We start from the raw sequence: 25,667 nt of genomic DNA on the forward strand, positions 1-25,667 counted from the left end.
TTAATTGCTCCGGATGGCCACTACCGGGTCCAGCTTGCTGGCAAAATAGGCCGGTATAAAGCCCGCCAGCACACCTACCCCCGCTGAGATGGACAGCCCCATGATAATATTGGTCAGGGACAAGTACATCTGGAACGTACTGATCAAATTTATGACAATTGTACAGAGATATACCAGCACCAGCCCTAAAGTTCCCCCAATCAGGCATAATAATACGGCTTCCATGAGAAATTCTGCCAGGATAATGCCCCTTCTGGCCCCAATGGCCTTCTTCAGACCGATAATACCCGTCCTTTCCTTTACAGATACAAACATAATATTGGCAATCCCAAAGGCGCCTACCACCAGGGAGAAAAATGCAATAAAAGCACCGCCCATATTGATGGCGGCAAAGATGGAGTTCAGGCTCTCACTGGCAGAACTGATCTCGTTCAGGGCAAAATCGTCCTCCTCTTTGGGCCTCAACCGGTGCGCCGCCCGGAGAATCCCCCGGAGCTCATCCCGCAGCTGCCCCATAGACACGTTCGGCCTCGCCTTCACCTGGATATACGGGTCCGCATAACGCCGCTCATCTACCAGGGTACGCGCAAAACGATAAGGCAACATAATCGCGTTGTCATAATTCGCACCCCCAATCATACTTTCGCCTTTCTTTTTCAGCACCCCGATGATTTTCACTTCCCGGCCCATAATACGCACCGTTTTGCCGATGGCCTGCTCGGGTGAGGGAAACAGTCCTTCCCATATGGTAGCCCCCAGTATCGCGACATTGCTGCCGCTATTGCTCTCCGTATTGGCGAAAAAACGGCCATTCAGGATCTGTACCTGCTGTATCTTGTCGAAATCATTGCTGACAGCCATCACGTTCACCCCCTCCATATAATCGTCCCCATATTCTACCTTTTTGTTGGAGACATCAAAGTTGAACGAAACGTAACTGGCACTCTGCGCCTTGTCCTGGATGGCACGGAAGTCTTTATTGTATTCCGGTACCGGCCGGTTCATGTATTTCCACCAGGGATAATCACCCTTGCCTCCCCAGGGCCATTTCTGGACGTAAATAACGTCCTCTCCCAACTGACTGAGGTCACTCCGTACGTTCCGTTCCAGGCTGTTGGTAAGCGTCAGAACGGCGATAATACAGAAGATACCAATGGTAATGCCCAACAGGGATAAAAATGTACGCAGCTTATTCACCCGCAGCTCATCTACAGCCATCTTTAAACTGGTCGCTAATATTTTCAGGGTAGCTATCATATTTCAAATTTAGCGGATTTATAGCCACCTTCCTCACCAATAAACACGAAATATAGCCGGAAAAAAAATTTAGTTACCTTTGCAGCCATTTTTTGGTTATATATGAAGTACGTTAACGAAATCAATAAAAGAAAATCCTTTGCTATCATCGCCCACCCGGATGCCGGTAAAACCACGCTGACAGAAAAATTCCTCCTGTTCGGCGGCGCTATCCAAACGGCCGGTGCAGTGAAATCCAATAAAATCAAGAAGCACACTACTTCCGACTTCATGGAAATTGAACGGCAAAGAGGTATCTCCGTGGCCACTTCCGTTATGACCTTCGAATACCGCGATATCCTGGTTAACCTCCTCGATACCCCCGGTCACAAGGACTTCGCGGAAGATACCTACCGTACCCTCACCGCGGTGGATTCCGTAGTACTGGTCATCGACTGCGTAAAAGGGGTGGAAGAACAAACGGAAAGACTCATGGAGGTATGCCGCATGCGCGATACGCCCGTGATCATCTTCGTCAATAAAATGGACCGCGACGGTAAATACCCCTTCGACCTGCTCGATGAACTGGAAGAAAAACTCAGTATCCGCGTAAGGCCCCTCAGCTGGCCTATCAATATGGGCAAGGACTTCAAAGGCGTATACAACCTGTACGACAAAAGTTTTGTGGCCTTCCAGCCCAATAAAAAAGCGACGGATGAAGACGTGGTAGCCCTCCCCGACCTCAGCAGCAGCTTCGTAGATGAACACTTCGATGCCAACGACGCTTCACAACTGCGCGGCGACGTGGAACTGATCGAAGGCGTATACGATACCTTCAATAAGGAAGAATACCTCGAGGGCAAACTGGCGCCCGTGTTCTTCGGTAGTGCGGTAAACAACTTCGGTGTAAAAGACCTGCTGGATACTTTCGTAGACATCGCGCCTACACCCCGTAACCGCGAAACCAATACCCGCGAAATCGATGTGCATGAAGACAAATTCAGCGGATTTATCTTTAAAATCCACGCCAACCTCGATCCGCGCCACCGCGACCGTATTGCTTTCCTCCGCGTTTGCTCCGGTAAATTTGAAAGAAATAAATTCTATCATCACGTACGCCTCGATAAGGATGTGCGCTTCAGCAACCCTTACAGCTTCCTGGCCCGTGAAAAAAATATCGTGGACGATGCCTACCCCGGCGACGTGGTAGGTTTGTTCGATACCGGTAACTTCAAAATCGGCGATACCCTCACCGAAGGCGAAAACTTCTATATTACCGGCATCCCCAGCTTCTCCCCTGAACTGTTTAAGGAACTGGTCAATAAAGACCCGATGAAAACCAAACAGCTCGAAAAAGGTATACGCCAGCTGACAGATGAAGGCGTAGCCCAGCTGTTCACCCAACACGGCGGTAACCGCAAAATCATCGGTTGCGTGGGCGACCTCCAGTTCGAAGTAATCCAATACCGCCTCCTGCAGGAATATGGCGCCGCCGCCCAGTTCAATACCCTGCCTTTCTATAAGGCCTGCTGGATCACCGGTCCCAAAGACAAAATCGAGGACTTTATCCGCTTCAAATCCGCCAATATCGTGGAAGACAAAGACGGACATCTGGTGTACCTGGCCCAGTCCGAATGGTACCTCAATACCGAAAGAACCAACAACCCGGATATCCAGTTCAACTTCACTTCCGAAATACACAAATAATTTACGGATTTAGAGATTTACGGATTTACGAATTTGTACGAAGATAAAAGCGAAGACCTGAGCAAATATATATCGCTCAGGTCTTCGCTTTTTATAAATCCCGAAATTCGTAAATCCGTAAATCTCTACATCCATAAATCTTTATTCCGCCCGCTGATACGGGAAGATATACTGCTCCACCGTACCGTCCCGTTTCCCTTCTACTTTGGCGTCGAGGTGTTCTTCGTCTTTAAAGCGATAGGTCACTTTCTGCGGAAAATCATTCGCCAGGTCTTCCGCCACAAAGCCGATGGGTTTCAGCACCCGCAGCTTCAGGCGGATGGATGAGGTTTCCTCACGGCCTTCATAGGCCGGAATAAAGAAGATATCGTTGCCTTGCCGCACCAGGGCTACCGATTGCTGCAAGGAGCTGTCGGTGCCGGTTACGCGCCAGGTCTTGCCGCTCCAGGTGGAATCGTTGGTACGGGCCCATGTTTCCACCACCGCCCCCCTTCGTGTTTTCATGATCCAGGTGCCCCGTAGTTTCTCGAGCATCCTGAAATCAGCAGGACGTACCTGCGCGGCAGCGCCAACGCTGTCCGCCAGCAGTAACAATAGCACCAGGCTACTGCTCCACCACAGCTTCTTCGCCATAGATCTGGTGTTTATATTTGAGAGAAGGCGACGCCATAAAAGGCCCTATTTGCAGGTCTTTCCAGAGGGCGTCCACTTTTTGAATGGTCGCATCGTCTGCCACAATGATATTGGGCCAGTCCCGCTCGAAGTTGTCCAGCAGCCTGGTTTTTAACGTACCGTCCATACCGATGGCGCCGATGTAGCGGCCATTTTCGGCAGCGGGTTTGCGGATTACAAAGCTGTCACGCTTAGGGTCCATATTATTACAGAAACGCCACAGTGCAGAAGCCAGGTCGGTCACATCTACGGTGTGTTCCACATACAATACCATTTTGATACCTGCCAGTGCCGGCAGGGTATACAGCTGTTCGTTCAGCTCCCGCACATGGAAGGGACGGTTTTTCTGCACCGATACCAGGATGCAGGGAATGTCCATCGCCAGCAGGCTGCTGTTGATACCCTTTATCTCGGGGAACTGCTGCATGATGGCGGCACTGTCCAGTGTTTTAGGTGCGGCTTCCTGCAGGAAGGTGTTGTCCGTTTCTTCTTCGTATTTCCGGGTGCCGTCTATACACATCTTACCGCCGAAGCCCATTTTGGAGCAGGAATGGTCCAGCACGTCCATCGGGCCCTGGCTCAGGTAAATATCGGTAGCCGGGTTAAGGTTGCGGAATACGTACTGCGCCAGCTTCTTATAATCGGTGATACTTTCGCCTTCATCACTTACCACCAGGATTTTGTTGAACATCATCTGTCCGGCGCCCCACATAGCATTCATCACTTTCTGTGCCTGTCCGGCGTAATCCTTTTTGATCTGTGAAATCACCAGGTTATGGAATACGCCTTCCACGGGCATTTCCATATCGATGATTTCCGGTACCAGCGTCATTTTGATCGGCGCCAGGAAAATACGTTCGGTTGCTTTACCGATCCAGGCATCTTCCTGCGGCGGAATACCTACTATCGTAGACGGATATACGGCATCTTTACGATGGGTGATAGCGGTTACATGGAAACGCGGATACCAGTCGGCCAGTGAATAATAACCGGTATGGTCGCCAAAAGGCCCTTCCCATATCAGTTCTTCTGCGGGATCTACATATCCTTCTATCACAAAATCGGCATCAGCAGGCACCTCTATTTCGGGCTGGGAAATACATTTTACCAGTTCTACTTTTTTCTTCCGGAGAAAACCCGCCAGCATGTACTCATCCACATTTTCAGGGAGAGGTGCGGTGGCTGAGTAGGTATATACCGGGTCGCCGCCCAGTACCACTGCTACGGGCATACGCTTATTCAGTTTTTTATACTCCATGAAGTGTTTGGCAGACACCTTGTGTTTATGCCAGTGCATACCGGTCATGTCTTTTTCAAACACCTGCATGCGGTACATGCCTACGTTGCGGCTGCCGGTCAGCGGGTCTTTGGTATGAATAACGGGAAGTGTTATGAAAGGGCCGCCATCTTTAGGCCAGCAGGTAAGTACCGGCAGTTTTCCCAGGTCGGGATTGGTCATCACCACTTCCTGGCAGGCGCCTTTACCGCCCACTACTTTGGGCATCCAGGAGGCAAATTGGCCCAGTTTGGGCAGCATAGACAACTTGTCGAGGATGCTTTCCTTAGGTTTGGACAGCAGCTTAAACAGGTCTTCTATTTCGCGGGACACATCATCGAGTTCCTGTACGCCCAGGGCCATGCACATACGTTTGTAGCTACCCATGGAGTTGATCAGTACAGGAAAATCATAACCGGTATTTTCAAACAGCAGGGCTTTGCCACCACCGGGCATTTTGCTGACCCTGTCCGTGATTTCCGCGATTTCCAGCTTTGGATCTACATATGTACTGATGCGCAGCAGTTCGCCTTCCTGTTCCAGCTTCTCTATAAAGTGCCTGAGATTTTTATATGCCATTGTTAATTTATCTAATGAACCAATTAACAAAAGTAAACATACCGCACCGCAATAAAAAATGCCCCCCGGTATAATACCGGGAGGCACCTCATTTATCTGATCTCAGTTATCAATTGACAATAGTTACACCCGCATGAAATACGGCTCTGGGCCTGGGTGCGTAGTATGGTCTTGGCGGTGGTGGCGGAACGGGTACGGGTACCGGGTAATAAGCCGGTTCTACGTATACTACCCTTCTTCTCGGACGGTAGTAGTCATCATCCCAACGGCGGCAATCCCTGTCTCTGTCTCTCCATTGTTTGCGTTCCCATTTGTCGTAATGTTTGTCATGTCCGTGGCCCCAGCCTCTTCCGCGGTCCCAGCCTCTCTGGGCGTAGGTGGTAGCTACGGTACCACCCAGGAGCAGCATAATCAGCAGTACTTTTTTCATGTTTCGGTTTTTTTAAGATCGGTTGGCAAAATAAATGTTGCAGTGTGCTGTATTACAGGCTATACAGGGTAGCGACGGAATTAGCGGCGTATTGAGCGCCAGGATATCCGGCATAACTGTAGTATCTGTGTTTATGATGTTTGTATTTTTTATAATGTCTGCGGTGTGGAGGCATGGGTGGCCTGTGCGGATGATGCACATGCGGATGCCTCGGCGGCCGTGGTGGTGGAAAAGGGGGCCTTGGTGGCAACGGCGGATGTGGTAAGTGCCTTGGAGCCGGCGGCCTGGGTGGAAGCGGAGGTGCCGGTGGCCGATGTTGTGCTAAAAGAGTCATCGTGCCCGCCAATATCATCACTGCCGCTAAGTATATTATTTTCTTCATGACACTTTGATTTTAACTTTTAACAGGAGAATGCATACCAGCTTATTTTGACAGGGTAGTGTTTCATTACTCTCTCCGCGATTTCTGAACCATGCTGCAGCTACTTTAAGCTGGTGCCTGCGATTCTTTACCTGTTTAAACAAATAAATTCAACAACTATGCCAATAAAACCAATCCCTTTACCACAAAAGAAATCCCGGCTTTGAAGGGCCGGGATACAATTTATAAATGGACTTTATTGGGGGTTGAAAGTCGATGAGGGAAAGCAAACTTTATACCAATAACTGTTACCTGAACACCGGACATCTTGTCGCTTTCACTTTTCCCCAGCCATTGTTATTACCTCCACCCAGACGGTAGGTAATGGTAAAGCCGGTGAATCCATACCAGTCTTTATATTTACTGGAACCACGTATGGTGCCATCGGCAGGATACACACCCGGTGTTTGTTTGCCACTCAGTTCATCACCCCGGAAAGCCATATCTACGGCTTTCTGGCCACGATAAGCCAGCAAGGTGTTCTTATCTACATAGTTAGTGCTTAGATCATCCAGATAATCGGTGGTGGTGGGTCGCAGGCCCACTTCAAAGCCCAGGGTCCACTTATCGTTCAGGATAGCTTTCACGCCGGCGCCCATGGGGAAAGACCAGGCAAAGAGGTCATAAGGCTGGCGTTGCGGATATTGTGGAAGCCCCTGCCCTTCTGTACCCAGAGGACGCAGGCGTACCTGGTTGCCGGAGGCGTCTTTGGCTGTAGGGTCAAAACCAAAGCCACCTACGCCGATAAACACATAAGGCGTAAACCCTTTCTCATCCAGGTCCAGGAAATTGACTTCAGCGATCAGGCTACCTTCAAAGATGTTGCTTTTAAAGCTGAGATTACGGGCTACCAGCAAAGGATTCGCATTCGTGCTGTCAGCGCCGGCTGCAATGCCCCAGGTGAAGCCAGCCCTGAGCGACAGGTACCGGTTGATGTCCTTTCTAACCAGCAAGCCCAGTGCCGGCCGGGTGTACTTCATGTCTACCTTTTGCTGAACAAGATCACCACTGTAATTGGAAATACCGGCAAAAGCACCTACATGCCAATCCTGCGCGAAACTAAAAAAGGGTACTGCCATGGATAACAACAGTATTCCGGCAAATTGTCTGAATTTCAAAGTATTTTGGTTTTTAGAGGTTAGTCCTTTATTAAACGCTCTGATTAACAGTTTTATTTGGTGAAGTCCCTGCTAAAAATAAAGTCCTTCTCCGGTGAATCAACCATTAAAGATGTAAAAATAAACTAATAAACCAATTAAGTAATACGCTGTTGACAACTAATCCGAAAAAACGGCTCAGCAACGGATATACGACCAGCCCTCTGACTGCCTTTCTACCAGGTGTGCCACCGCTGCCGGCACTACTTCCACAAAAGGAAACAGCTGCTCCGGGGTTAACTGCTTACCGTTGATCGTATTCTGGCATATCAGCCAGCGGACGGACCGGCCATGCAGGTCTTTTACCTTGCCGGCAAACGGATTGCCTGCCGCAAACAACAACGGATAGGCGTCGCCGTGAACGGCTACTTCTACGGTTATACCGGCCTGCCGCTCATGATAATATTGTAACAGATTGTGAAGCTGACCTAATAATGCTTTCTGTGCCTCCGGAGTACCGGCAGTAATCTGAAAAATAACTTGCATGAAAACAAACCTACTGAAATACAGGTAAATACAAACAAAAAAATGCTGTGGGTAACAGCATCACCCGGGGTTCATATCATCGTTGTCCTCCGGCCGGGAGGCACCGGAATGTTTATTGCCCCGCCCCGGCGAAACAGTATTGCCCTCCAAAAGGGCCTTGTATTTACGGGACGCTTCGCGCAGCTGAAATACCAGCGTGGCCGACCGGATCTCCTGTTGATGCAGGTTCACTTCCGCTACCAACAAGGCTTTACGCTGACGTACCATTACCATCCAGCATACTGACAGTAATGCAGCCAGCAGGAAAAACATAGGTATCAGGATAAACAGCACCCAGGCCATACCACTACCGGCAGCCTGTACCGGCGGTGGATCCTGCTGCAAGGCGCCCCGGCTGGCACAACCCCACACCAGGATCGACAACATAAAAAATCGGATGGAAAATGAGAAACGCAATGTCTTTTAATCGTGGTTACCTGAAAATGGCCTATCATTAAAATTATCGAATCAACCGGACAAAAAATTGTCCATTCTGGCTTTTTTTTAATCCTCCACGGGGGAAAAACAAGAAAAATAATTCATATATGATCATTCCACATGAACTAATGCCACCTAAAAAACATAACATCATTAAATAATATGACTTTTAATAAGATCACCTTGCTGCGCACTGTGTCTTATAATCTCTTCATTATAAATCATTTCTATAATTGGTAAAGTTTTTCTCAAAAAAACAAACGTGTTACCATCAAAAAAAATTAACTTGGAAGATAAGTATAATACATCCGTGCCCGTTTTTAATCAGGACTTAGCAATCACCGATCCCGTGAAGTAACCAAAAATCGAGTATGTCAAAAACTGCTGTTATCACCAAACAACAATTGGAGCATCTTGCCTTGCAGGGATTGTCTTACGCCGACGATCATGTCGGCGATACATTCAGCATCAAAGATGTATCCGAACGCCTCGGTATCTCCTACTCCTATTTTTATCACAACTTTGCAGACTACATGGGAGAACCCTTCTGGCACTATGTTAAACGCCACCGCCTGGAACTGTCCGCCGGCCTGTTACGCCACAGCGGCCACTCCATCGGCATCATCAGCGATCTTTGCGGATACGCTACCACCGCAGCTTTTAGCAAGGCTTTCAAACAACACTTTAAGGAAAGTCCCAAAGAATTCCGCCGCATCGCAGAGCTACCCAACGAAAAAAGAACCATTCAAATCATCGAAACAATTACCACCAGCGCCGGCACAGACATCTTCGGAAATTTCTTCCGGTACGACCGCGGCGAAAGAGTACAACTACCCGATTCTATGTTGTACTACTCCCTGCTGTCCCGCGGCCAGAATCCCATCGGTGAAATGATCGTTAAAATGAACCAGTATTATACTGCCTTCTCGAGAATACTGGCTCAAATGGAAATATCTACCGCCAACATCATTACCGGCACCCTCGATTCGGTACCGGTAACCGATTATGAAAAAATATCCATCTACGCCGGTGTTAGTATACCACTGCACACCGCCGCTGCACATGAATACATGAATAACAACTACGGCTACCTTATGCGCAAACGCATACCCGGCGGTACATACCTCCGGCTGCCCGTCCCCATGGACTTTGCTACTGCCGGTATCCCAATGTATAATTTCATCAATCAGAATTGTAAGGAAGGGAACTTTAAAATGAGCGGTAACCATTTCTTTATGGTGCTCAATGGCTCCACTGCCTGCGAAATCTACATCCCGCTACTGCGAAAACATTATTAAATACGATCAACAGCGAGGCCCGGACAACATGGTTGCCCGGGCCTTGCTGTTTTATAACCGTTCCTTATTTGGTAAACAGTGCACGGAAACAATTGGCGCTGGTGGTATCTCCTTTGGGATCTTTACGGCGACCGTAAAACTCATCCAGGAAAGATCCGGCATCAGACCATACGGTCTGCATCATGCCCTGGTAACGGGGTTTCATCTCGGGAGTAGCGGTGCGGCGGAAATCATACATATCCTTCAGCTGTGCCACGGCATTGTCTGGCCTGCGCCAGGGACAGGTAATGACCGACAAACCTTTGGAGGCAAAATACACCGGCGTTTTATCAGGACGCTCGTAATGCCAGTCGCAGATGATCACGTCTTTAGGCACCAGGTCAATAGCCCGGTGGGTATTATTCATACTGGCTTCCCACATGCCCATACCGGTTAGTTTACCATCCAGTAAACGATCGCCCCACATCCATAAGGTACGGTCTTTCTCTGCCAGGTGGTTACGGATTTTCCATACTTCACCGGCATACAGCTCGGCTTTATCACGGCCACCGCAACGGGGGCATTTGTCCTCCCCGATGTAAAATACCTCATCCATACCGGCATGGAAGGCGGTAGATTCAAAAGCATCGCAGATCTCATCTACCAGCGCAAACACCACTTTGTGTACACCCGGATGCAGGGGACAATAACTTTTACAATACAGGCCATCCGCATTAGGCCATTCATATTTGGCCGGCATTTTAACCCAGGGTGTTTCATCGAAATCCGGGTATACCTTCAGCAGGTTCATAGTAGTGCCAGCCCAGGACTGATGCCCCAGCAGGTTGATTTGCGGGATCAGCTGGATACCCAGCTGCCGGCATACCTTCACCAGCTCTTTTACCTGGGCTTTGGTCAGCGGGTTGGGATCGCGCAGCTCCGGATGGGAGGTAAACTCATAGTTAAAATCTACCCGCAGCACCAGCGTATTGATATGACGCGGCGCCAACTCCTCGCGGATAAATTTCAGAAAAGCCGGCAAACCGGCAGCACTGGGAGCGCCAATACAAAAGCCCCGTACAGGTAAGGTGTCTTTCGGTAAAGCGCTTGAAGGAGATGCATACAGAATAGTGCCGCATAACAGCAGCAACAGCATGGTCAATAGTTTTTTCATAAAGGGTGTTTTTCCAACGTTTGCAACAAAATAACAAATGCGCCGCTTTTTCTATAGTGAAATCGGGCATTAGATAATTTTACATGCAAAAACATATGATTTTTAATAAATTTGATGCAAAAGCAAATCCATGACCGAGTTCAAGCTCCCTTTTAACGCCAGGCTCACGTTTACCCTGTTATCGCTTATCTTAATGATATATATCGCGCATATGGCCAGCGAAATCATTATCCCGCTGCTGTTTGCGTTCCTCATCTCTATTATGCTGCTACCCGTCGCCCACTTCCTGGAAAAATACCGGGTACCCAGGGGATTGGCAGCGGCGATAGCGGTGCTGCTGTTTATCGTCGTCGTACTGTTGATTATGCTCCTGATGGGCACGCAAATGCAGTCGTTCATCGCCGATTTCCCGGAATTGGAAAAGAAACTGATGGTCACCATCACTTCCCTGCAGGACTGGGTAGATCATAAGTTCCATATCGATTCCAATGCACAAATCAATTACCTGCAAAAAGCTGCATTGGGTACGTTGGGAACCGCCACCAGCTTCATCAGCCAGACATTCCTCTCCTTGTCTTCCCTGATCATCTTCGTGGTGTTTGTATTGCTGTACTCTTTTTTCATGCTGTTTTACCGGAAACTGCTCATCACCTTCCTGGTAAGGCTCTTCCAGGATAAACACCGGGAAACACTGCTCAGCGTGCTCGCCCGTACCCGCTTTATCATCAAAAGCTATGTAGGCGGCCTCATGATAGAAATGGTGGTGGTAGCCATACTCAACACCACTGTCTTCCTGATACTGGGTATCAAATACGCTATCCTGCTGGGTGTAATGGCTGCTATCTTCAATATCATCCCTTATATCGGCATCTTCACGGCACTCATTATCAGCATGCTGGTCACCCTTACTACGGGAACGCCTATATCAGCTTTACAGGTAGGTATCGCCCTGTTCCTCGTTCACCTGCTGGACAGTAACGTGCTCCTCCCCCGTATCGTGGGCTCCAAGGTAAAAATCAACGCCCTTGTCACTATCATCGGCGTGGTACTGGGTAATATGTTATGGGGCATCCCCGGCATGTTCCTGGCGATCCCTATCATCGCTATTATCAAAATCGTGTGTGAGAGTGTGGATTATATGAACCCCTGGGCTATTCTTTTGGGAGATGAACAAAAGGAAAAGACCGAAAAAGTTAACCAGATAGCCGACCAGGAAGGCCAACCAGGCGTAGATGACATCACCGAAACGCCGGAACCACCTAAAAAATAAAAATATCCTCCATACAGAAAAGCCGCGAGAGATCACATCTCCGCGGCTTTTTCCATTTTATAAGACAACCAACTATTACGCTTCTGCCTTTCTCAACATCCTGCGGTACACCCAATAAAACACTATCGGGAAAATAAACAGGTTGAACATAGTGTCTGTAATCAAACCGCCGATCACTACACGGGCCAGCGGGCGGGCTGTTTCAGAACCAATACCATGGCTCATCGCAGCGGGCAGCAAACCAATGGCCGCCATCATGGCTGTCATGATCACGGGCCTTATACGCGATTCCACCCCTTCCCGGATAGACTGCGCCAGCAACGCATCGGAATACTGGTGCATTCCCCGGATATTCGTTTTGAACTTGGTCAGCAAAATCACCCCGTTCTGCACACAAATACCAAACAAGGCAATGAAACCAATACCTGCGGAAATACTGAAGTTGATACCCGTCAGCCACAACGAAAAAATACCGCCGATGATCGCAAAAGGCACGTTGTTCAATACCAGCAAGGCATCTTTCATCTTCCCAAATAAAATAAAGAGGAACAGGAAAATCAGCAGTAAACTGATAGGCACCACCTGCATCAGCCTTTTGGTCGCACGCTCCTGGTTTTCAAAGTCACCGGCCCACTCCAGGAAATAATTTTTCGGCAATGTTACCTGTTCGTTTACTTTTCGCTGCGCTTCCGCAATGGTGCTGCCCAGGTCGCGGCCACGTACGGAGAACTTGATCGCGCCATAACGCTGGTGTTTATCCCGGTAGATCATACTCGGACCAATAATATGACTGATATCGGCAATCTCTTTCAGCGGAATTTTATTGCCCCGCAAAGTGGGAATGGTCAGGTTACCGATAGCGACCTCATTTTCGCGGAAGCTCTCCGGATAACGGATACGCAGGTCGAAGTTCCGTTCGCCTTCATATATCTTGGTGGCGGCTTTACCTCCGATCGCCATTTCGATAACAGAGTTGGCATCTTCTGTGGTAACGCCATAAAGGGCCATCTTCTGCTGGTTCAGGTTAATACGCAGTTCCGGCTGACCGATATTCCGCAAAATTCCCAGGTCCTCAATACCATCTACGGTCTTGAGTATTTTCTCAATTTGTTCTTCATGTTTCTCTACTACCTTAAAATCATCTCCAAAAAGCTTTACTACAATAGAACCTTTTACCCCCGATACCGCCTCTTCCACATTGTCCATAATGGGCTGGGAGAAGTTGAGCGTAACGCCGGGCGTGCCTTCCAGCTTCTTGTTCATCCGGCGGATCAATTCCTCTTTGGAGATACCGCTCTTCCATTCATCCTGCGGATAGATGTCCACATGGAATTCTATATTATAAAAACCCGTGGCATCTGTACCGTCATTCGGGCGACCGGTTTGCGACATCACCTGTCTTACTTCCGGGAATGTCCGGATCTTTTTACGCATCTCATCCGCTACCTTCACGGATTCTTCCAACGACGTGCTAAGCGGGCCTGTAGCACGGATGTAGATAGCGCCTTCATTCAGCTGTGGCAGAAACTCCGTTCCCAGGAAACGGAAACAGTAAAGGCCAACTACCAGCACCACGATGGAGATAGTAAATACTTTCGCCCGGTGATGGAAAGTATAATTAAAGAAGCGGGAAGTGATACGGTGTACAAACTCCAGGAAGAAGTTATGTTTCTCCCGCACATTTTTCCGCAGCAGCATACTCGCCATGGCCGGTACCAGCGTGAAAGTAAGTATCAGCGCTCCCAGCAACGCGAAGCCCAGCGTCCAGGCCAGCGGAGAGAACATTTTGCCTTCTACTTTTTCAAAAGTAAATATGGGCAGCAAACCGGTAATGATAATCAGCTTAGCGAAGAAGATGCCCTTACCGTTTTCCATACAGGCTTTGCGGATCATACCCAGTTTACTCAACTTGTTGAACCGCTCCATGCCCACCTGGTGGGCTTTCCTGTCCAGCACCACAAATATTCCCTCCATCATCACCACGGCCCCGTCTATAATAATACCGAAGTCGATAGCCCCCATGGAAAGCAGGTTGGCGCTCATTCCTTTTAAACGCAGACAGATGAAGGCAAACAACAATGCCAGTGGTATCACCACCGATACGATAATGGTGGTACGCCAGTCGGCCATAAAAAGGAAAACGATCACCGTCACGAAGATGATGCCTTCGATCATGTTGTGCAACACCGTATGCGTAGAGAAATCAATCAGGTCTTCCCGGTTGTAGAATGTTTTGATTTTTACATCGTCCGGCAGGATGCGGCCATTGAGTTCTTCAATTTTTTTCTTCAGCTCTACAATCACATTAGCGGGGTTCTCCCCTTTACGCATCACCACAATACCTTCCACCACATCATGGTCCCGGTCGCGGCCCACCTGGCCCAGGCGGGGCAGCGCGGACACCGCCACATCGGCTACATCCTTTACCAGGATGGGCGTACCGCCGATATGATCTACAATAACGTTTTTAATTTCCTCTACGTTGTTGAGTACCCCGATACCACGTACCACGTATGCTTGCGCGTTTTTTACGATCACATCGCCGCCTACGTTGATATTGCTTTTAGACAGCGCCTGGTACATTTCCTGGGCGGTAATACTGTACTGTACAGCCTTGTCAGGGTTCATAGTAACCTGGTAGATCTTTACTTCTCCACCAAAGCTCACAATGTCTGCCACACCGGGTACGGCCAGCAGGTTACGTTCCACTACCCAGTCCTGCAATGTTTTCAGCTGCTCGATATTGAGTTTGCTGCTTTCCAGCGTGTAGCGGTATATTTCGCCGGTAGGCCCGTAGGGCGGTTCTATCTCCGGGTCTACCCCTTCCGGCAGACTGGCAGAGGCGATATTATTATTAATCTGCTGACGGGCGAAGGTATCGTCTACATCGTCATCAAAAATTACTTTTATCACGGATAGCCCGAACAGCGAGGAGGAACGGATATGTGTTTTTTTCTGCGCCCGGTTCATCGCAATTTCAATGGGACGGGTCACGAACTTCTCTACTTCTTCGGCGCTGCGGCCTTGCCACTGGGTGATGATGGTAACCGTAGTATTGGTCACGTCCGGGAAGGCATCTACGCCGATCTGTTTGAAGCTGACATAACCCGCCACGGCCATAATACCGGCAGCGAAGAAGATGAAAAATTTATTCTTTAGGGAGAAAGCGAGTATCTGCTTAATGAATCTGTTCATAATGCTGGCCTTTAGGGTTTACTGCTGATCGGTCAGCGTGTCGTAAATAAATACCTGGCGGGATGCGATAATACGTTCCCCTTCTTTCAACCCGGAGGCGATAAAAGCGCGTCCTTCCACATTTTTAGCCACCTGTACTTCACGGATAGCAACACCTGGTTTGGTATTGGTGAGCACCAGCACATAATACTTATCGTGGTCAAAGATGATACCGCGGGATGGAATGCTCACCAGGTTGGAATCCACATGGCGCTTAGCTTTGGCACGGACAAACATCTCCGGTTTCAGGAAAAAACCGGGATTATCTACCACCACCCTGGCTTTCATCACTTTGGTTTCAGGGTCCAGCACATTATAAATTTTGTCGATTTTGCCGGTAAACATTTTGTCGGGATAAGACAAGGTGGTCATTGTTACCTGGTCTCCCTCCCGGATACCGGATATATCCGATTCAAACACGTTGATCATAGCCCATACGTTGTTGAGGTCGGCCACCACAAAGATGGGATCTGAATTATCAGTCCGCCACTGCATGTTCTCCGCTGCTTTTTTGGCGATCACAAATCCCGGTACGGGCGCCTTTACCATGTAACTGGTATGATGGGCGCCACCGTTTATTTCCAGTACGGCGCTGGATTTGTTATAAGCCGCAACCGCCTTATCGTAGTTGCTTTTAGCCTCTTCGTATTCTTTCTGGGAGTTAAGGCCGCTCTTATAGAAAGACTCCGCCACTTCCATGTTGCGTTTGGCGGTGGCCATATCACTGGCGGTTATACGCTGATCGGCGGTAAAGCCCGCCATTTCAGGGCTTTTTATTACTGCCAGCACCTGGCCTTTGTTTACAAAATCACCGGAATGTACTTTCACTTCGGTGACGATACCGCTTACCATCGGGAAAATGCGGGCGGTCTTGTCTTCGTTTTCGCTGATTTTGCCGGTCAGGTCAATTTCGTTGTCCATAGCAGCATTACTGGCGGTATCCACCACCAGCGTACGCAGCATAGAGTCGCTGAGGGCCCACCGGGCAGTTGTTTCAGGCGCCTTCTTGCTGCTACAGCCGGTGAGGATAATGCCCTGGATGGATATAATAAAAACAGCTGCAGGTATATAACGTTTCTTAATATTTTGCATGATTGGTGTTTGATCAAAGGTGGAAGATAGCAGCGCCGGTAGCGAAATTGATTTGCTCCAGTGCATTAAGACGGTTGTATTTCAGTTCGTTCATTTTGAGTACGTTGTTGCGGTAGGCGTCGTACAGGTCTATGAATTCCAGTAGTCCTATATTGTGCAGCCCATAGTTTTTTTCTACCTCGCGCATCATGGTGGTGTACTCCTGTTCAAACCCGGGATCAAACTCCTGTAACAGTTTTTCGGTTTTCAGCACCTGCTGCAAACTGTTCATCACATCGTGTTCCAGCTGGTCCTGGGTACCGCTGAGCTGTAGTTTACTGTTCTCCAGCCCGGCTTTTGCCATTTTAATATTCCCCTGGTTACGGTTAAAAAACGGTAGCGGCATGGCGATATTCAAACCATTGTAGTTTCTTTCAAAGTTGCCCTGCTTATCATAGGAGAAGCCCAGTTGTATGTCCGGTACGGCCAGGGATTTCTGCAGGTGCAGGTTCGTATTGTTGTACTGTACGTTTTCCTGTGCGATTTTCAGATCGTAACGGTTGGCCCGGGCGGTATCCAGCAGGGTCTGAAAAGACAGTGCTGCGGCAGGCGTAGGTGGTACAGGGTCGGGCAACTGTGGCTGTATACTAACAGTGGCGGGCACACGTATCAGCAGGGCCAGGTCGGATTGTGTTTGCTGAATATCTTTTTCCAGTTCCAGCGCATCGTGTTGCAGGTCGTAGAGTAATGATTTAATACGGATAATCTCTTTGGGGGCAATATTACCCATGGCCTTCTGCTGTTCAAATACCTTGACAATCTGCCGAAGGAAAGTAATCTGGCGGCCAAAGGTTTGCAACGATTGTTGTTTGTAATAGAGATCGAAAAAGTTATCGTGCAGGGAAAAACGGAGCGTGCGCAGCAAGTCGAAGAACTCGTATTCGGTCATCTTCACGTTGCTCTGCGCCAATTTCACGGCCTTGTTACGCTGACCGGCAATCTTAAACAACTGTTGTACCTGCAGGGCGTTTTGACCATTATATGAAAAGTCGAACCACTTTTTAGTCGTATGGTTATACAACACGTTTTCAAAAGTTACCTGGGGGTTGTCCCACAGCCGGGCTGTGATGACGGCCGCTTTGGCTGCGTCGATGTTGAATTTTTGGGCCAACAGCGGGATATTTTTCTGAAGGAGCTGCTGTTCCGCCTCCGGGAGTGTAAGCTTTAGGGTATCCGGGGTTTGCGCACGTACGCTACAGCCCCATAAGATGCCCGACAGTACAGCGAAGGTTTGTAATGCTAGTCTGATCGTCATACAACTTAATTTTCGTTGCAAAGATGGCGATAGGCTATTAAGCAGTAATTAGAATGAAGTTAAAACAAAATTAGATTTTAACATCCGTTGGAAAAAAAATGTTAAAGGTGGTACCTTCTCCGGGTACGCTGCTCACCGTCACTGTAGCCCGGTGGAGCTGGAAGATACGCTGGGCCATCGCTAAGCCGATACCATAACCGGAAAACGTATAGGCGTTGCCTGCACGGTATAGCGGGAGAAATATTTTATCCAGTTCATCCGGCGCAATGCCAATGCCTTTATCACTGATGGAAACCACCAGACACCCGGTATTGTAGCTAAGACGGAGACTAACGGGCTGGTTATACGAAAACTTAAAAGCGTTGCGTACAATGTTCTGCAACGCCAGCATCAACAGGGGGCGGTTGCCCCGGACAACCAGCAGAGAGGCTTCTGCCGGTAAATTATGGAGCACTACGTCTACCTCCTGGGGCGGTGTTTTATATTGCCAGTGTTCCTGTATCTCCCAAAGCAGTTCATCAAGCCGTACTTCTTCCGTATTGGCAGGTGTGAGGATCACATCTACCCGGGTAAGTTGTAAAAGTCCGTCGGTAATGACTTTGAGCTTTTCCGACTCATCCAGCACGGTGCCCAGGGTAGTAATATATTCTGCGTTGGTACGTTCCCGGTGGAGGGTCACTTCTATCTCACCGATAATGGTGGTCAGCGGTGTACGCAGCTCGTGGGAAGCGTTGGAAACGAAAGAACGCTGCATCTCGAAAGCCTGTTCCATATGTTGTAATAGCTCATTAAAGTTGCGGGCCAGTTCGTCCACTTCATCTTTATTGCGCCCTTGCGCTACCCGCATGTGCAGGTTGTTGGAGCGTATTTTTTTCACCTGCCGGTTAATGCTTTGGATAGGCTGTAATGCTTTGCTGGCAAACCATTGTCCCAGCAGGAAGGTAACGAGCAGGGATATACAGAGAATGATGCCCAATATGAGAGCCAGGTATTGCAGCTGTTGTTCGCCGGCACTGTTGCGGGCGGTCACAATCACCACAAAATCACCCTGGTTATCGGGATAAAACATGCCTACCCCATACTTCTCCCTGAAAGTAAAACGGTAGGTACCCACTTTACGGACGGTATTTAACAGCGAGGGAGGCCAGTTGTATTTTACTTTTTCAATGAAAACGGCTTTATCGTCTTCATCATAAATATTGCTGGATTCATCAGGAATACTCTGTTGATAGCTCTTTTCGATTTCCAGGAATTTCTTTTTGGTAAGCTCGTCTTTTTCGAGGTACACCTGTGCGGTGACCAGCGCTCTTACCTGCAGCAGTTTATAAAAGCTGTTCCGGATGTATTGGGCAGACAATAAATAAATCAATACAAACACCCCGGCGAGGATAATACCGGTGATGAGGGTGAACTGCAGGGATAGACGATGCCTTATCTTCATAGCTGTTGCTGCCAGGTACTTTTAACTTTCATCACGTACCCCATTCCCACTACCGTGTGGATCAGCTTCTCGCCGCTGAAGCCTTTTTCGATTTTATTGCGGAGGTAGTTCACATATACATCGATGGTATTGGTGCCGGTGTCGAACTCCAGTCCCCATACGGCTTCCGAGATCAGCGCACGGGACAGCACCTTGCCGGTATTTTTAAGCAGCAGCTCCAACAGGGCATATTCTTTGGCGGTGAGCGTTATCTCCTGCCCTTCTCTGCTGGCGGTTTTAGATGTAGTATCCAGTCGCAGGTCTGCCAGCGTAAGTATTTCCTTTTCCTGTTTAAAATTGTTTTTGCGGCGTGACAGTGCATTTACGCGGGCTACCAGTTCAGAGAAATGAAATGGTTTAGCGAGGTAATCGTCTGCACCGGCATTGAGGCCGTCCACAATATCATGAGTAGCGCTGAGGGCCGTGAGCATGAGTACCGGCGCCGTTACATCGCGGGCGCGCAGGTTTTTGCAGATGGTCAGACCATTGATACCCGGCAACATAATATCGAGTATCAACAGATCATAGTCCTGATCCATTGCGGCTTGTTGTCCCTGAAGCCCGTCTGCGAATACATCTACCTGGTGGTGATGTTCTTCCAGTCCTCTTTTGATAAAGGCGCCTACTTTGGACTCATCTTCTATTACCAATATTTTCATACTTGATGCATTATTATACTATGACCTATGCAAAAGTAGCAATGTTTATGTTGGTGCGGATTAAAGCCACATTAAAACATTTCCGGATTTTGAAATTTTGATATTTAGATATTTGCCGGGAAGGATTAGTTTTGCAACCAACCTAACCAGGTATTCAATCATGCAACAACCCGTCCTCCAATCAGCACAACTGGTGCTTCGTCCTATTACAGAAAAAGATACTGCAGCATTGTTTTCCCTTTTTTCCAATGAAGAAGTAACACGCTATATGGATATCGATGCTTTCAGCAATATAACGGAAGCTACACAGATTATCACATTTTTCCGGGAGCGCTGGGAAAAGCAGGAAGGCATGCGCTGGGCTATTACATTTAAAGAGAAAGACGAGTTGATAGGCACCTGTGGGTTTCACCACTGGAATAAAACACATCATAAGATAGAGCTGGGCTATGATCTGCAGCCGGCCTACTGGGGCAAGGGTATTATGACCGAAGCCATTCCGCTGGCGCTGAAGTTTGTGTATGAAGAGCTGCAGTTTAATCGTGTAGAGGCTTTTGTAGATCCGGTGAACGGAGCTTCGTCCCGCTTACTGGGGCGGCTGGGTTTCCGTCATGAGGGCATGTTACGGGATGCTTTTTTTGAAAAGGGGCAGTTTGTGGATGCGGACTTATATAGTTTGCTGCGCCGGGAATATGACCGGGAAATTAACTGGCAATAATTTTTTATCAGACATATGATGCATTTACAGTACCGGGATGCCGTCCTGGAGGATTTACCGGAGATAGTAGCGATTTATAACAGTACCGTGGCCGGCAGGATGGTGACAGCCGATACCACACCGGTGACGGTGGAGAGCCGGTTGCCCTGGTTCCATGCCCATGGTCCGGAGCGTCGTCCTTTATGGATGGCATATGATGGCGAAACGCTGGTAGGCTGGATCAGTTTCTCCTCTTTTTACGGCAGACCGGCTTACGACGGCACGGTAGAAGTAAGTATCTACCTGGCAGAAAACGCCCGGGGCAAGGGTTACGGCAAAGCCGTGCTGCAATACGCCATCGATGCAGCGCCCCGGCTCAGCATCCACACTTTGCTGGGCGTTATTTTTGCGCATAATGTTCCCAGCATAAAACTCTTTATGGACAAAGGTTTTGTTGAGTGGGCGCATCTCCCGGATATCGCCATCCTGGATGGAACACCCAGAAGTGTGAAGATCCTGGGTCTTAAAGTCAGCAATCCGTAATTTGTAATTCGTAATTCGTAATTGCCTATGTGGTGGATATATGCATTATTATCGGCTGCTTTTGCAGCGTTGACAGCCATCTTCGCCAAGATAGGCGTGGCTGATGTTCCTTCCAACCTGGCGACCGGTATCCGGACGATTATTATTTTGTTCGTTGCCTGGGGTATTGTGCTGGCGCGGGGAGAATATAAAGGTGTTACACTGACGCGGCACACGTTGCTGTTCCTGGTCTTATCCGGCCTGGCGACCGGTTTTTCCTGGATATTTTATTTCAAGGCCTTGCAGGTGGGCAAGGTATCGCAGGTAGCGCCGGTGGACAAGCTGAGTGTAGCGTTGACCATTATCCTGTCGGCCATTTTCCTGCAGGAGGCTATTACCTGGAAAACGGCGATTGGCGCCTTACTGATTATTTCAGGCACCCTCACCCTGATTATTTAGATATTTAGTTATTTTAATATTTAGATATTAAAATAACCAAGCATTTAAATAATTAAATAACTAAATAGCTAAATAGCTACATGATTAAATGGCTGGATTTTGTAGACGCAGCGGCGGGCGCCGTTGATGATATGATCCAGGCGGGTCACCTGTACTTCTTCTCCGATTACGCTGATAAAGGTGTTCATTTCTGAAGTACAGATATTGTCGCAGGTAGCGGCAGCGCAGCAGATGGGGCAATGGTTTTCGATAAAGAGGAAAACATCGCCTTCTTTTCTCCATTCTGCCAGGTAACCTTCGCCGGTGCGGATGGCCGCAAAGGCTGTCAGCCTGTTTTCGATGCCGGTTACCCCTTCCAGGGCGGTATTATATTTATCCTGTTGATTCTTTTCACGTGCTTTGATCACATTGGCCAGTGCTTCCGGCCCCAGGACCGTTTTAATGGTCTGGATGATGTCTACCGTCAGTTCAGTATGGCTGTCGGGAAAGCGGGCATTACCCAGGGGGGTGAGGCTCCATATTTGCATGGGGCGGCCAACGCCTTTGGATATGCTTTCAAACTGCAGCAATCCCTCTTCTGCCAGCTTTACCAGCTGCAGGCGGGCGCCTTCCGTGGTGATACCCAATTCACCAGCCAGTTCAGCAGCAGACAGGGGGCCCCTGGTCTTGATGAGCATCAAAAACCTGTCAGCGGCATTTTTGGTTCGTGTTGGATATTTTTCCAAGTTATTACTTGTTTTATTGTCAAATCTCGTAATTTTGTAGGAGCTAAAAAAAAGAAATTTGAGATTTGGATGATTTTGAGACGGCTTTCATCAAAAAAAAATCTCATAATCTTTTAAATCTCTAAACCTTAGGTATTAATGAACGTACTCATATTTAACGGCGCCACTGACACCCGCCCTGAGGCCACCTCCAACCGGTTGGCCGCCTATTTGTCAGATGCCCTGACAGAAAAAGGGTTAGCTACCGAGATTTTTAGCCTGGCCGAGAAGCAGATCCCATTTTTTTCCATGCCGGAGGCCGCTAAAAAACCGGAGAGTGTAACGGCGATGCTGGAGGCGTTTGGTAAAGCGGATCTTCAGATCTGGATGACACCATTGTATCATGGTAGCATGACCGGAGCGATGAAGAACTGCCTGGACTGGCTGGAGCTGACAAGCAAACACCAACGCCCGTATTTAACCGGAAAGGTTGTAGCTTTGCTCTCCTGGGCCGACGGCACACAGGCTATGCAGGGAATCAACGCCATGGATGCCGTGGCTAAAGCACTGAGAGCCTGGGTACTGCCCTACTCACTGCCTATCCTGAAAGACAACCTTTATGACCCGCAAACCAGCGGGTTTACTGCATTTTATAAAACCAAGCTGGATATGATGGTTTCCCTGCTATACGCTGCCCAGTCACATGTGACAGCCGGTATAACAGCCTGAGCCATCCGCCACAGCTTTAACAACATAAAAAATTCTGAATTATGATAACCGTTTCAGAAAAAGCAGGAGCATATATCAAGACATTGATGGAGACAGAACATCATGCCCCTGGCACTTTCGTAAGAGTAGGTGTAAAAGGCGGCGGTTGCTCCGGCCTTGAATATGTGATGAAATTCGAAACAGAAGAACAGGAAGGAGACCAGATATTTGAAGACAAAGGCGTAAAGGTAGTCGTACAAATGAAAAGCCTGCTGTACCTGTATGGTACCGAACTGGATTACTCCGACGGCCTCAATGGCAAAGGCCTTTTCTTCAACAACCCGAATGCAACGAGAACATGCAGCTGCGGCGAAAGCTTCGCGGTATAAATATCAAAATCGTATGATGAACAGTAACGAAATAATAGATGATATAGCCAATAAGGAGTACGAGTTTGGCTTTACCACCGATATTGAAATGGATATCGCTCCTCCGGGGCTTAATGAAGATATCATCCGCTTTATTTCTGCTAAAAAGAATGAGCCGGAATGGCTGCTTGAATGGCGTCTGAAAGGATTTGCCGCCTTTAAAAAAATGCAGTTCCCCAAATGGCAGCACTTTGAAATGCCGGAACTGGACCTGCAGGCGCTCTCCTACTATGCCGCTCCGAAAAAGAAAAAACAACTGAACAGCCTCGATGAGGTAGATCCGGAACTGCTGGCCACTTTCGAAAAGCTGGGCATTCCCCTCAACGAACAGAAGGCACTGACCGGGGTTGCCGTAGACGCCGTATTTGACAGCGTGTCCGTAGCCACCACCTTTAAAGGCAAACTGAAAGAGATGGGCGTTATCTTCTGCTCTTTCGGTGAAGCGGTACAGGAATACCCCGACCTGGTAAAAAAATACCTGGGCACCGTGGTTCCCCATTCAGACAATATCTTCGCCGCCCTGAACTCCGCTGTGTTTTCTGACGGCTCTTTTACTTATATACCCAAAGGCGTACGCTGCCCGATGGAACTGAGCACCTACTTCCGTATCAATGCCCAGAACACCGGTCAGTTTGAACGTACCCTCATCGTAGCCGACGAAGGCAGCTACGTGAGCTACCTGGAAGGATGTACCGCCCCCATGCGCGACGAAAACCAACTGCACGCCGCTGTCGTGGAACTGGTAGCGCTGGACCATGCGGAAATCAAATACTCTACCGTTCAGAACTGGTACCCCGGCGATAAAGACGGTAAAGGCGGTATCTATAACTTCGTGACCAAAAGAGGTATCTGCAAAGGCAACGCCAGCAAAATCTCCTGGACACAGGTGGAAACCGGCTCCGCTATCACCTGGAAATATCCCAGCGTAATCCTGCAGGGCGACTACTCCGAAGGCGAATTCTACTCCGTAGCGGTAGTACGCAACAAACAGATCGCTGATACCGGTACCAAAATCCACCATATCGGTAAAGGCACCAAAAGCCGTATCATCTCCAAAGGTATTTCTGCCGGCAGAGGCGATAACAGTTACCGCGGACTGGTAGCCGTAGGCCCACGCGCCGACAACGCCCGTAACTTTACCCAGTGCGATTCCCTGCTGATCGGCAACGACTGCGGCTCCCACACTTTCCCGTATATCGAATCCCGCAATAAAACCGCGATGATCGAACACGAAGCCACTACCTCTAAAATCGGGGAAGACCAGATCTTCTACCTGAATGCCCGTGGTATCGATACGGAAAAAGCAGTAGCCCTGATCGTAAACGGTTATGTGAAGGAAGTACTGAACCAGCTCCCCATGGAATTTGCCGTGGAAGCACAGAAATTATTATCAATCACCTTGGAAGGAAGCGTTGGATAATTCGCTTATCCAATTAACTACATACAGAACGAAATAAAACAATCATGCTGACGATTAAAAATCTGCACGCAGAAGTAGAAGGGAAACAAATTCTGAAAGGCATTAACCTCGAAATAGGTAAAGGCGAAACACATGCCATCATGGGCCCCAACGGCTCCGGCAAAAGCTCGCTGGCCTCCGTGCTCGCAGGTCGTGACAACTATACTGTTACCGAAGGGGAAGTATGGTTCAATGGTAAAAACCTGCTGGACCTGTCTCCCGAAGACCGTGCCCGCGAAGGCGTATTCCTGGCTTTTCAATATCCTGTTGAAATCCCGGGCGTATCCAACCTGAACTTTCTGAAAACTGCCCTCAATGAAATCAGGACCTATAAAGGCCTGCCTGCCATTGAAGGCCGCGACTTCCTGAAACTGACCAAAGAGAAACAGCAGCTGGTAGACTTTAACGCTAACCTGATGAACCGTTCCCTCAACGAAGGTTTCAGCGGTGGCGAAAAGAAACGTAACGAAATCTTCCAGCTGGCCATGCTGGATCCCCAACTGGCTATCCTGGATGAAACAGACTCCGGTCTGGATATCGACGCCCTGCGTATCGTTTCCAATGGCGTGAACAAACTCCGCGATGCAGAAAAATCTTTCGTAGTCATCACCCACTACCAGCGTTTGCTGGAGTACATCGTGCCTGACTTTGTACACGTACTGTACAACGGCCGTATCATCAAAACCGGTACCAAGGAACTGGCCCTGGAACTGGAAGAAAGAGGTTACGACTGGCTGAAGGAAGAGTTACATTTGAAAGAAGCATAAGA

24 protein-coding genes are annotated in these 25,667 nt (G+C 48.7%); 10 read left to right on the forward strand and 14 right to left on the reverse strand.

Annotated elements, in window-relative coordinates; translation table 11 throughout:
- Entirely contained in the window at positions 1–1,257 is a 1,257-nt protein-coding gene (locus tag ICL07_RS02865; RefSeq protein ID WP_188086435.1) for an ABC transporter permease, read from the reverse strand.
- 102 nt (positions 1,258–1,359) lie between these two features.
- Here ICL07_RS02865 and ICL07_RS02870 point away from each other — a divergent pair, with 102 nt between their 5' ends.
- Positions 1,360–2,943 carry a peptide chain release factor 3 gene (locus ICL07_RS02870; protein ID WP_188086436.1) on the forward strand — a complete coding sequence of 528 codons (1,584 nt, stop codon included), beginning with the start codon at positions 1,360–1,362 and terminating at the stop codon, positions 2,941–2,943.
- 141 nt (positions 2,944–3,084) lie between these two features.
- Here ICL07_RS02870 and ICL07_RS02875 read toward each other — a convergent pair whose 3' ends face one another.
- The 6 genes from ICL07_RS02875 to ICL07_RS02900 form a co-directional block, all read right to left on the reverse strand.
- On the reverse strand, positions 3,085–3,576 hold the full coding sequence (locus tag ICL07_RS02875) for a DUF6265 family protein (RefSeq protein WP_188086437.1): 492 nt from the start codon (positions 3,574–3,576) through the stop codon (positions 3,085–3,087).
- Positions 3,548–5,470, reverse strand: coding sequence for a menaquinone biosynthesis decarboxylase (locus ICL07_RS02880; protein WP_188086438.1), 1,923 nt, complete (start codon positions 5,468–5,470; stop codon positions 3,548–3,550). The genes ICL07_RS02875 and ICL07_RS02880 overlap by 29 nt, the downstream gene beginning before the upstream one ends.
- Before the next feature lie 109 nt (positions 5,471–5,579).
- Complete coding sequence (locus ICL07_RS02885) at positions 5,580–5,900, reverse strand: hypothetical protein (RefSeq protein ID WP_188086439.1); 321 nt, start codon at positions 5,898–5,900, stop codon at positions 5,580–5,582.
- A gap of 669 nt (positions 5,901–6,569) precedes the next feature.
- Positions 6,570–7,439, reverse strand: a complete 870-nt coding sequence (gene porG / locus ICL07_RS02890; protein ID WP_188086440.1) for a type IX secretion system protein PorG — start codon at positions 7,437–7,439, stop codon at positions 6,570–6,572.
- A gap of 177 nt (positions 7,440–7,616) precedes the next feature.
- Positions 7,617–7,964, reverse strand: a complete 348-nt coding sequence (locus ICL07_RS02895) for a DsrE family protein (protein WP_188086441.1) — start codon at positions 7,962–7,964, stop codon at positions 7,617–7,619.
- A gap of 60 nt (positions 7,965–8,024) precedes the next feature.
- On the reverse strand, positions 8,025–8,390 hold the full coding sequence (locus ICL07_RS02900; protein ID WP_188086442.1) for a hypothetical protein: 366 nt from the start codon (positions 8,388–8,390) through the stop codon (positions 8,025–8,027).
- A gap of 422 nt (positions 8,391–8,812) precedes the next feature.
- Between ICL07_RS02900 and ICL07_RS02905 the strand changes: the two genes are divergently transcribed.
- On the forward strand, positions 8,813–9,739 hold the full coding sequence (locus tag ICL07_RS02905; protein WP_188086443.1) for a helix-turn-helix transcriptional regulator: 927 nt from the start codon (positions 8,813–8,815) through the stop codon (positions 9,737–9,739).
- 64 nt (positions 9,740–9,803) lie between these two features.
- Here the strand turns inward: ICL07_RS02905 and ICL07_RS02910 are convergent, their stop codons facing one another.
- The gene (locus ICL07_RS02910) at positions 9,804–10,892 is read right to left on the reverse strand and encodes a family 20 glycosylhydrolase (RefSeq protein WP_188086444.1); all 1,089 of its coding nucleotides are present in this window, start codon (positions 10,890–10,892) and stop codon (positions 9,804–9,806) included.
- A 130-nt stretch (positions 10,893–11,022) separates the two neighbouring features.
- Here ICL07_RS02910 and ICL07_RS02915 point away from each other — a divergent pair, with 130 nt between their 5' ends.
- Entirely contained in the window at positions 11,023–12,162 is a 1,140-nt protein-coding gene (locus ICL07_RS02915; protein ID WP_188086445.1) for an AI-2E family transporter, read from the forward strand.
- Positions 12,163–12,237: 75 nt separating this feature from the next.
- On the opposite strand, the gene ICL07_RS02920 is transcribed toward ICL07_RS02915, so the two are convergent.
- The 5 genes from ICL07_RS02920 to ICL07_RS02940 all read right to left on the reverse strand — a co-directional run bounded on the left by ICL07_RS02920 (position 12,238) and on the right by ICL07_RS02940 (position 19,921).
- Positions 12,238–15,357, reverse strand: a complete 3,120-nt coding sequence (locus ICL07_RS02920; protein WP_188086446.1) for an efflux RND transporter permease subunit — start codon at positions 15,355–15,357, stop codon at positions 12,238–12,240.
- A gap of 18 nt (positions 15,358–15,375) precedes the next feature.
- Positions 15,376–16,488, reverse strand: coding sequence for an efflux RND transporter periplasmic adaptor subunit (locus ICL07_RS02925; protein ID WP_188086447.1), 1,113 nt, complete (start codon positions 16,486–16,488; stop codon positions 15,376–15,378).
- Between the two features lie 13 nt (positions 16,489–16,501).
- Entirely contained in the window at positions 16,502–17,782 is a 1,281-nt protein-coding gene (locus ICL07_RS02930) for a TolC family protein (protein ID WP_188086448.1), read from the reverse strand.
- A 70-nt stretch (positions 17,783–17,852) separates the two neighbouring features.
- Positions 17,853–19,223 (reverse strand): sensor histidine kinase, encoded by a 1,371-nt coding sequence (locus ICL07_RS02935; RefSeq protein ID WP_188086449.1) that lies wholly within the window; start codon positions 19,221–19,223, stop codon positions 17,853–17,855.
- Complete coding sequence (locus ICL07_RS02940) at positions 19,220–19,921, reverse strand: response regulator transcription factor (protein ID WP_188086450.1); 702 nt, start codon at positions 19,919–19,921, stop codon at positions 19,220–19,222. The genes ICL07_RS02935 and ICL07_RS02940 overlap by 4 nt, the downstream gene beginning before the upstream one ends.
- A gap of 160 nt (positions 19,922–20,081) precedes the next feature.
- Here ICL07_RS02940 and ICL07_RS02945 point away from each other — a divergent pair, with 160 nt between their 5' ends.
- Genes ICL07_RS02945 through ICL07_RS02955 form a run of 3 tightly spaced genes read left to right on the forward strand, consistent with a single transcriptional unit; the run spans position 20,082 to position 21,599 of the window.
- On the forward strand, positions 20,082–20,639 hold the full coding sequence (locus ICL07_RS02945; protein WP_188086451.1) for a GNAT family N-acetyltransferase: 558 nt from the start codon (positions 20,082–20,084) through the stop codon (positions 20,637–20,639).
- Positions 20,640–20,654: 15 nt separating this feature from the next.
- On the forward strand, positions 20,655–21,161 hold the full coding sequence (locus ICL07_RS02950) for a GNAT family N-acetyltransferase (protein ID WP_246484963.1): 507 nt from the start codon (positions 20,655–20,657) through the stop codon (positions 21,159–21,161).
- Between the two features lie 27 nt (positions 21,162–21,188).
- Positions 21,189–21,599: an EamA family transporter gene (locus ICL07_RS02955; protein WP_188086452.1), complete on the forward strand. Its 411-nt coding sequence runs from the start codon at positions 21,189–21,191 to the stop codon at positions 21,597–21,599.
- Between the two features lie 68 nt (positions 21,600–21,667).
- Here the strand turns inward: ICL07_RS02955 and ICL07_RS02960 are convergent, their stop codons facing one another.
- Complete coding sequence (locus ICL07_RS02960) at positions 21,668–22,324, reverse strand: helix-turn-helix transcriptional regulator (RefSeq protein WP_246484964.1); 657 nt, start codon at positions 22,322–22,324, stop codon at positions 21,668–21,670.
- Between the two features lie 138 nt (positions 22,325–22,462).
- Here ICL07_RS02960 and ICL07_RS02965 point away from each other — a divergent pair, with 138 nt between their 5' ends.
- The 4 genes from ICL07_RS02965 to sufC are packed head-to-tail and all read left to right on the forward strand — an operon-like array spanning position 22,463 to position 25,665.
- Positions 22,463–23,032 carry an NADPH-dependent FMN reductase gene (locus tag ICL07_RS02965; protein WP_188086453.1) on the forward strand — a complete coding sequence of 190 codons (570 nt, stop codon included), beginning with the start codon at positions 22,463–22,465 and terminating at the stop codon, positions 23,030–23,032.
- Positions 23,033–23,073: 41 nt separating this feature from the next.
- Positions 23,074–23,400 carry a HesB/IscA family protein gene (locus ICL07_RS02970; protein ID WP_188086454.1) on the forward strand — a complete coding sequence of 109 codons (327 nt, stop codon included), beginning with the start codon at positions 23,074–23,076 and terminating at the stop codon, positions 23,398–23,400.
- 13 nt (positions 23,401–23,413) lie between these two features.
- The gene (gene sufB / locus ICL07_RS02975; RefSeq protein ID WP_188086455.1) at positions 23,414–24,859 is read left to right on the forward strand and encodes a Fe-S cluster assembly protein SufB; all 1,446 of its coding nucleotides are present in this window, start codon (positions 23,414–23,416) and stop codon (positions 24,857–24,859) included.
- A 44-nt stretch (positions 24,860–24,903) separates the two neighbouring features.
- Positions 24,904–25,665, forward strand: a complete 762-nt coding sequence (gene sufC, locus ICL07_RS02980) for a Fe-S cluster assembly ATPase SufC (protein WP_188086456.1) — start codon at positions 24,904–24,906, stop codon at positions 25,663–25,665.
- Positions 25,666–25,667: the final 2 nt, after the last annotated feature.

The sequence above is a fragment of the Chitinophaga qingshengii genome, assembly GCF_014529935.1.
GTDB classification, from domain to species: domain Bacteria; phylum Bacteroidota; class Bacteroidia; order Chitinophagales; family Chitinophagaceae; genus Chitinophaga; species Chitinophaga qingshengii.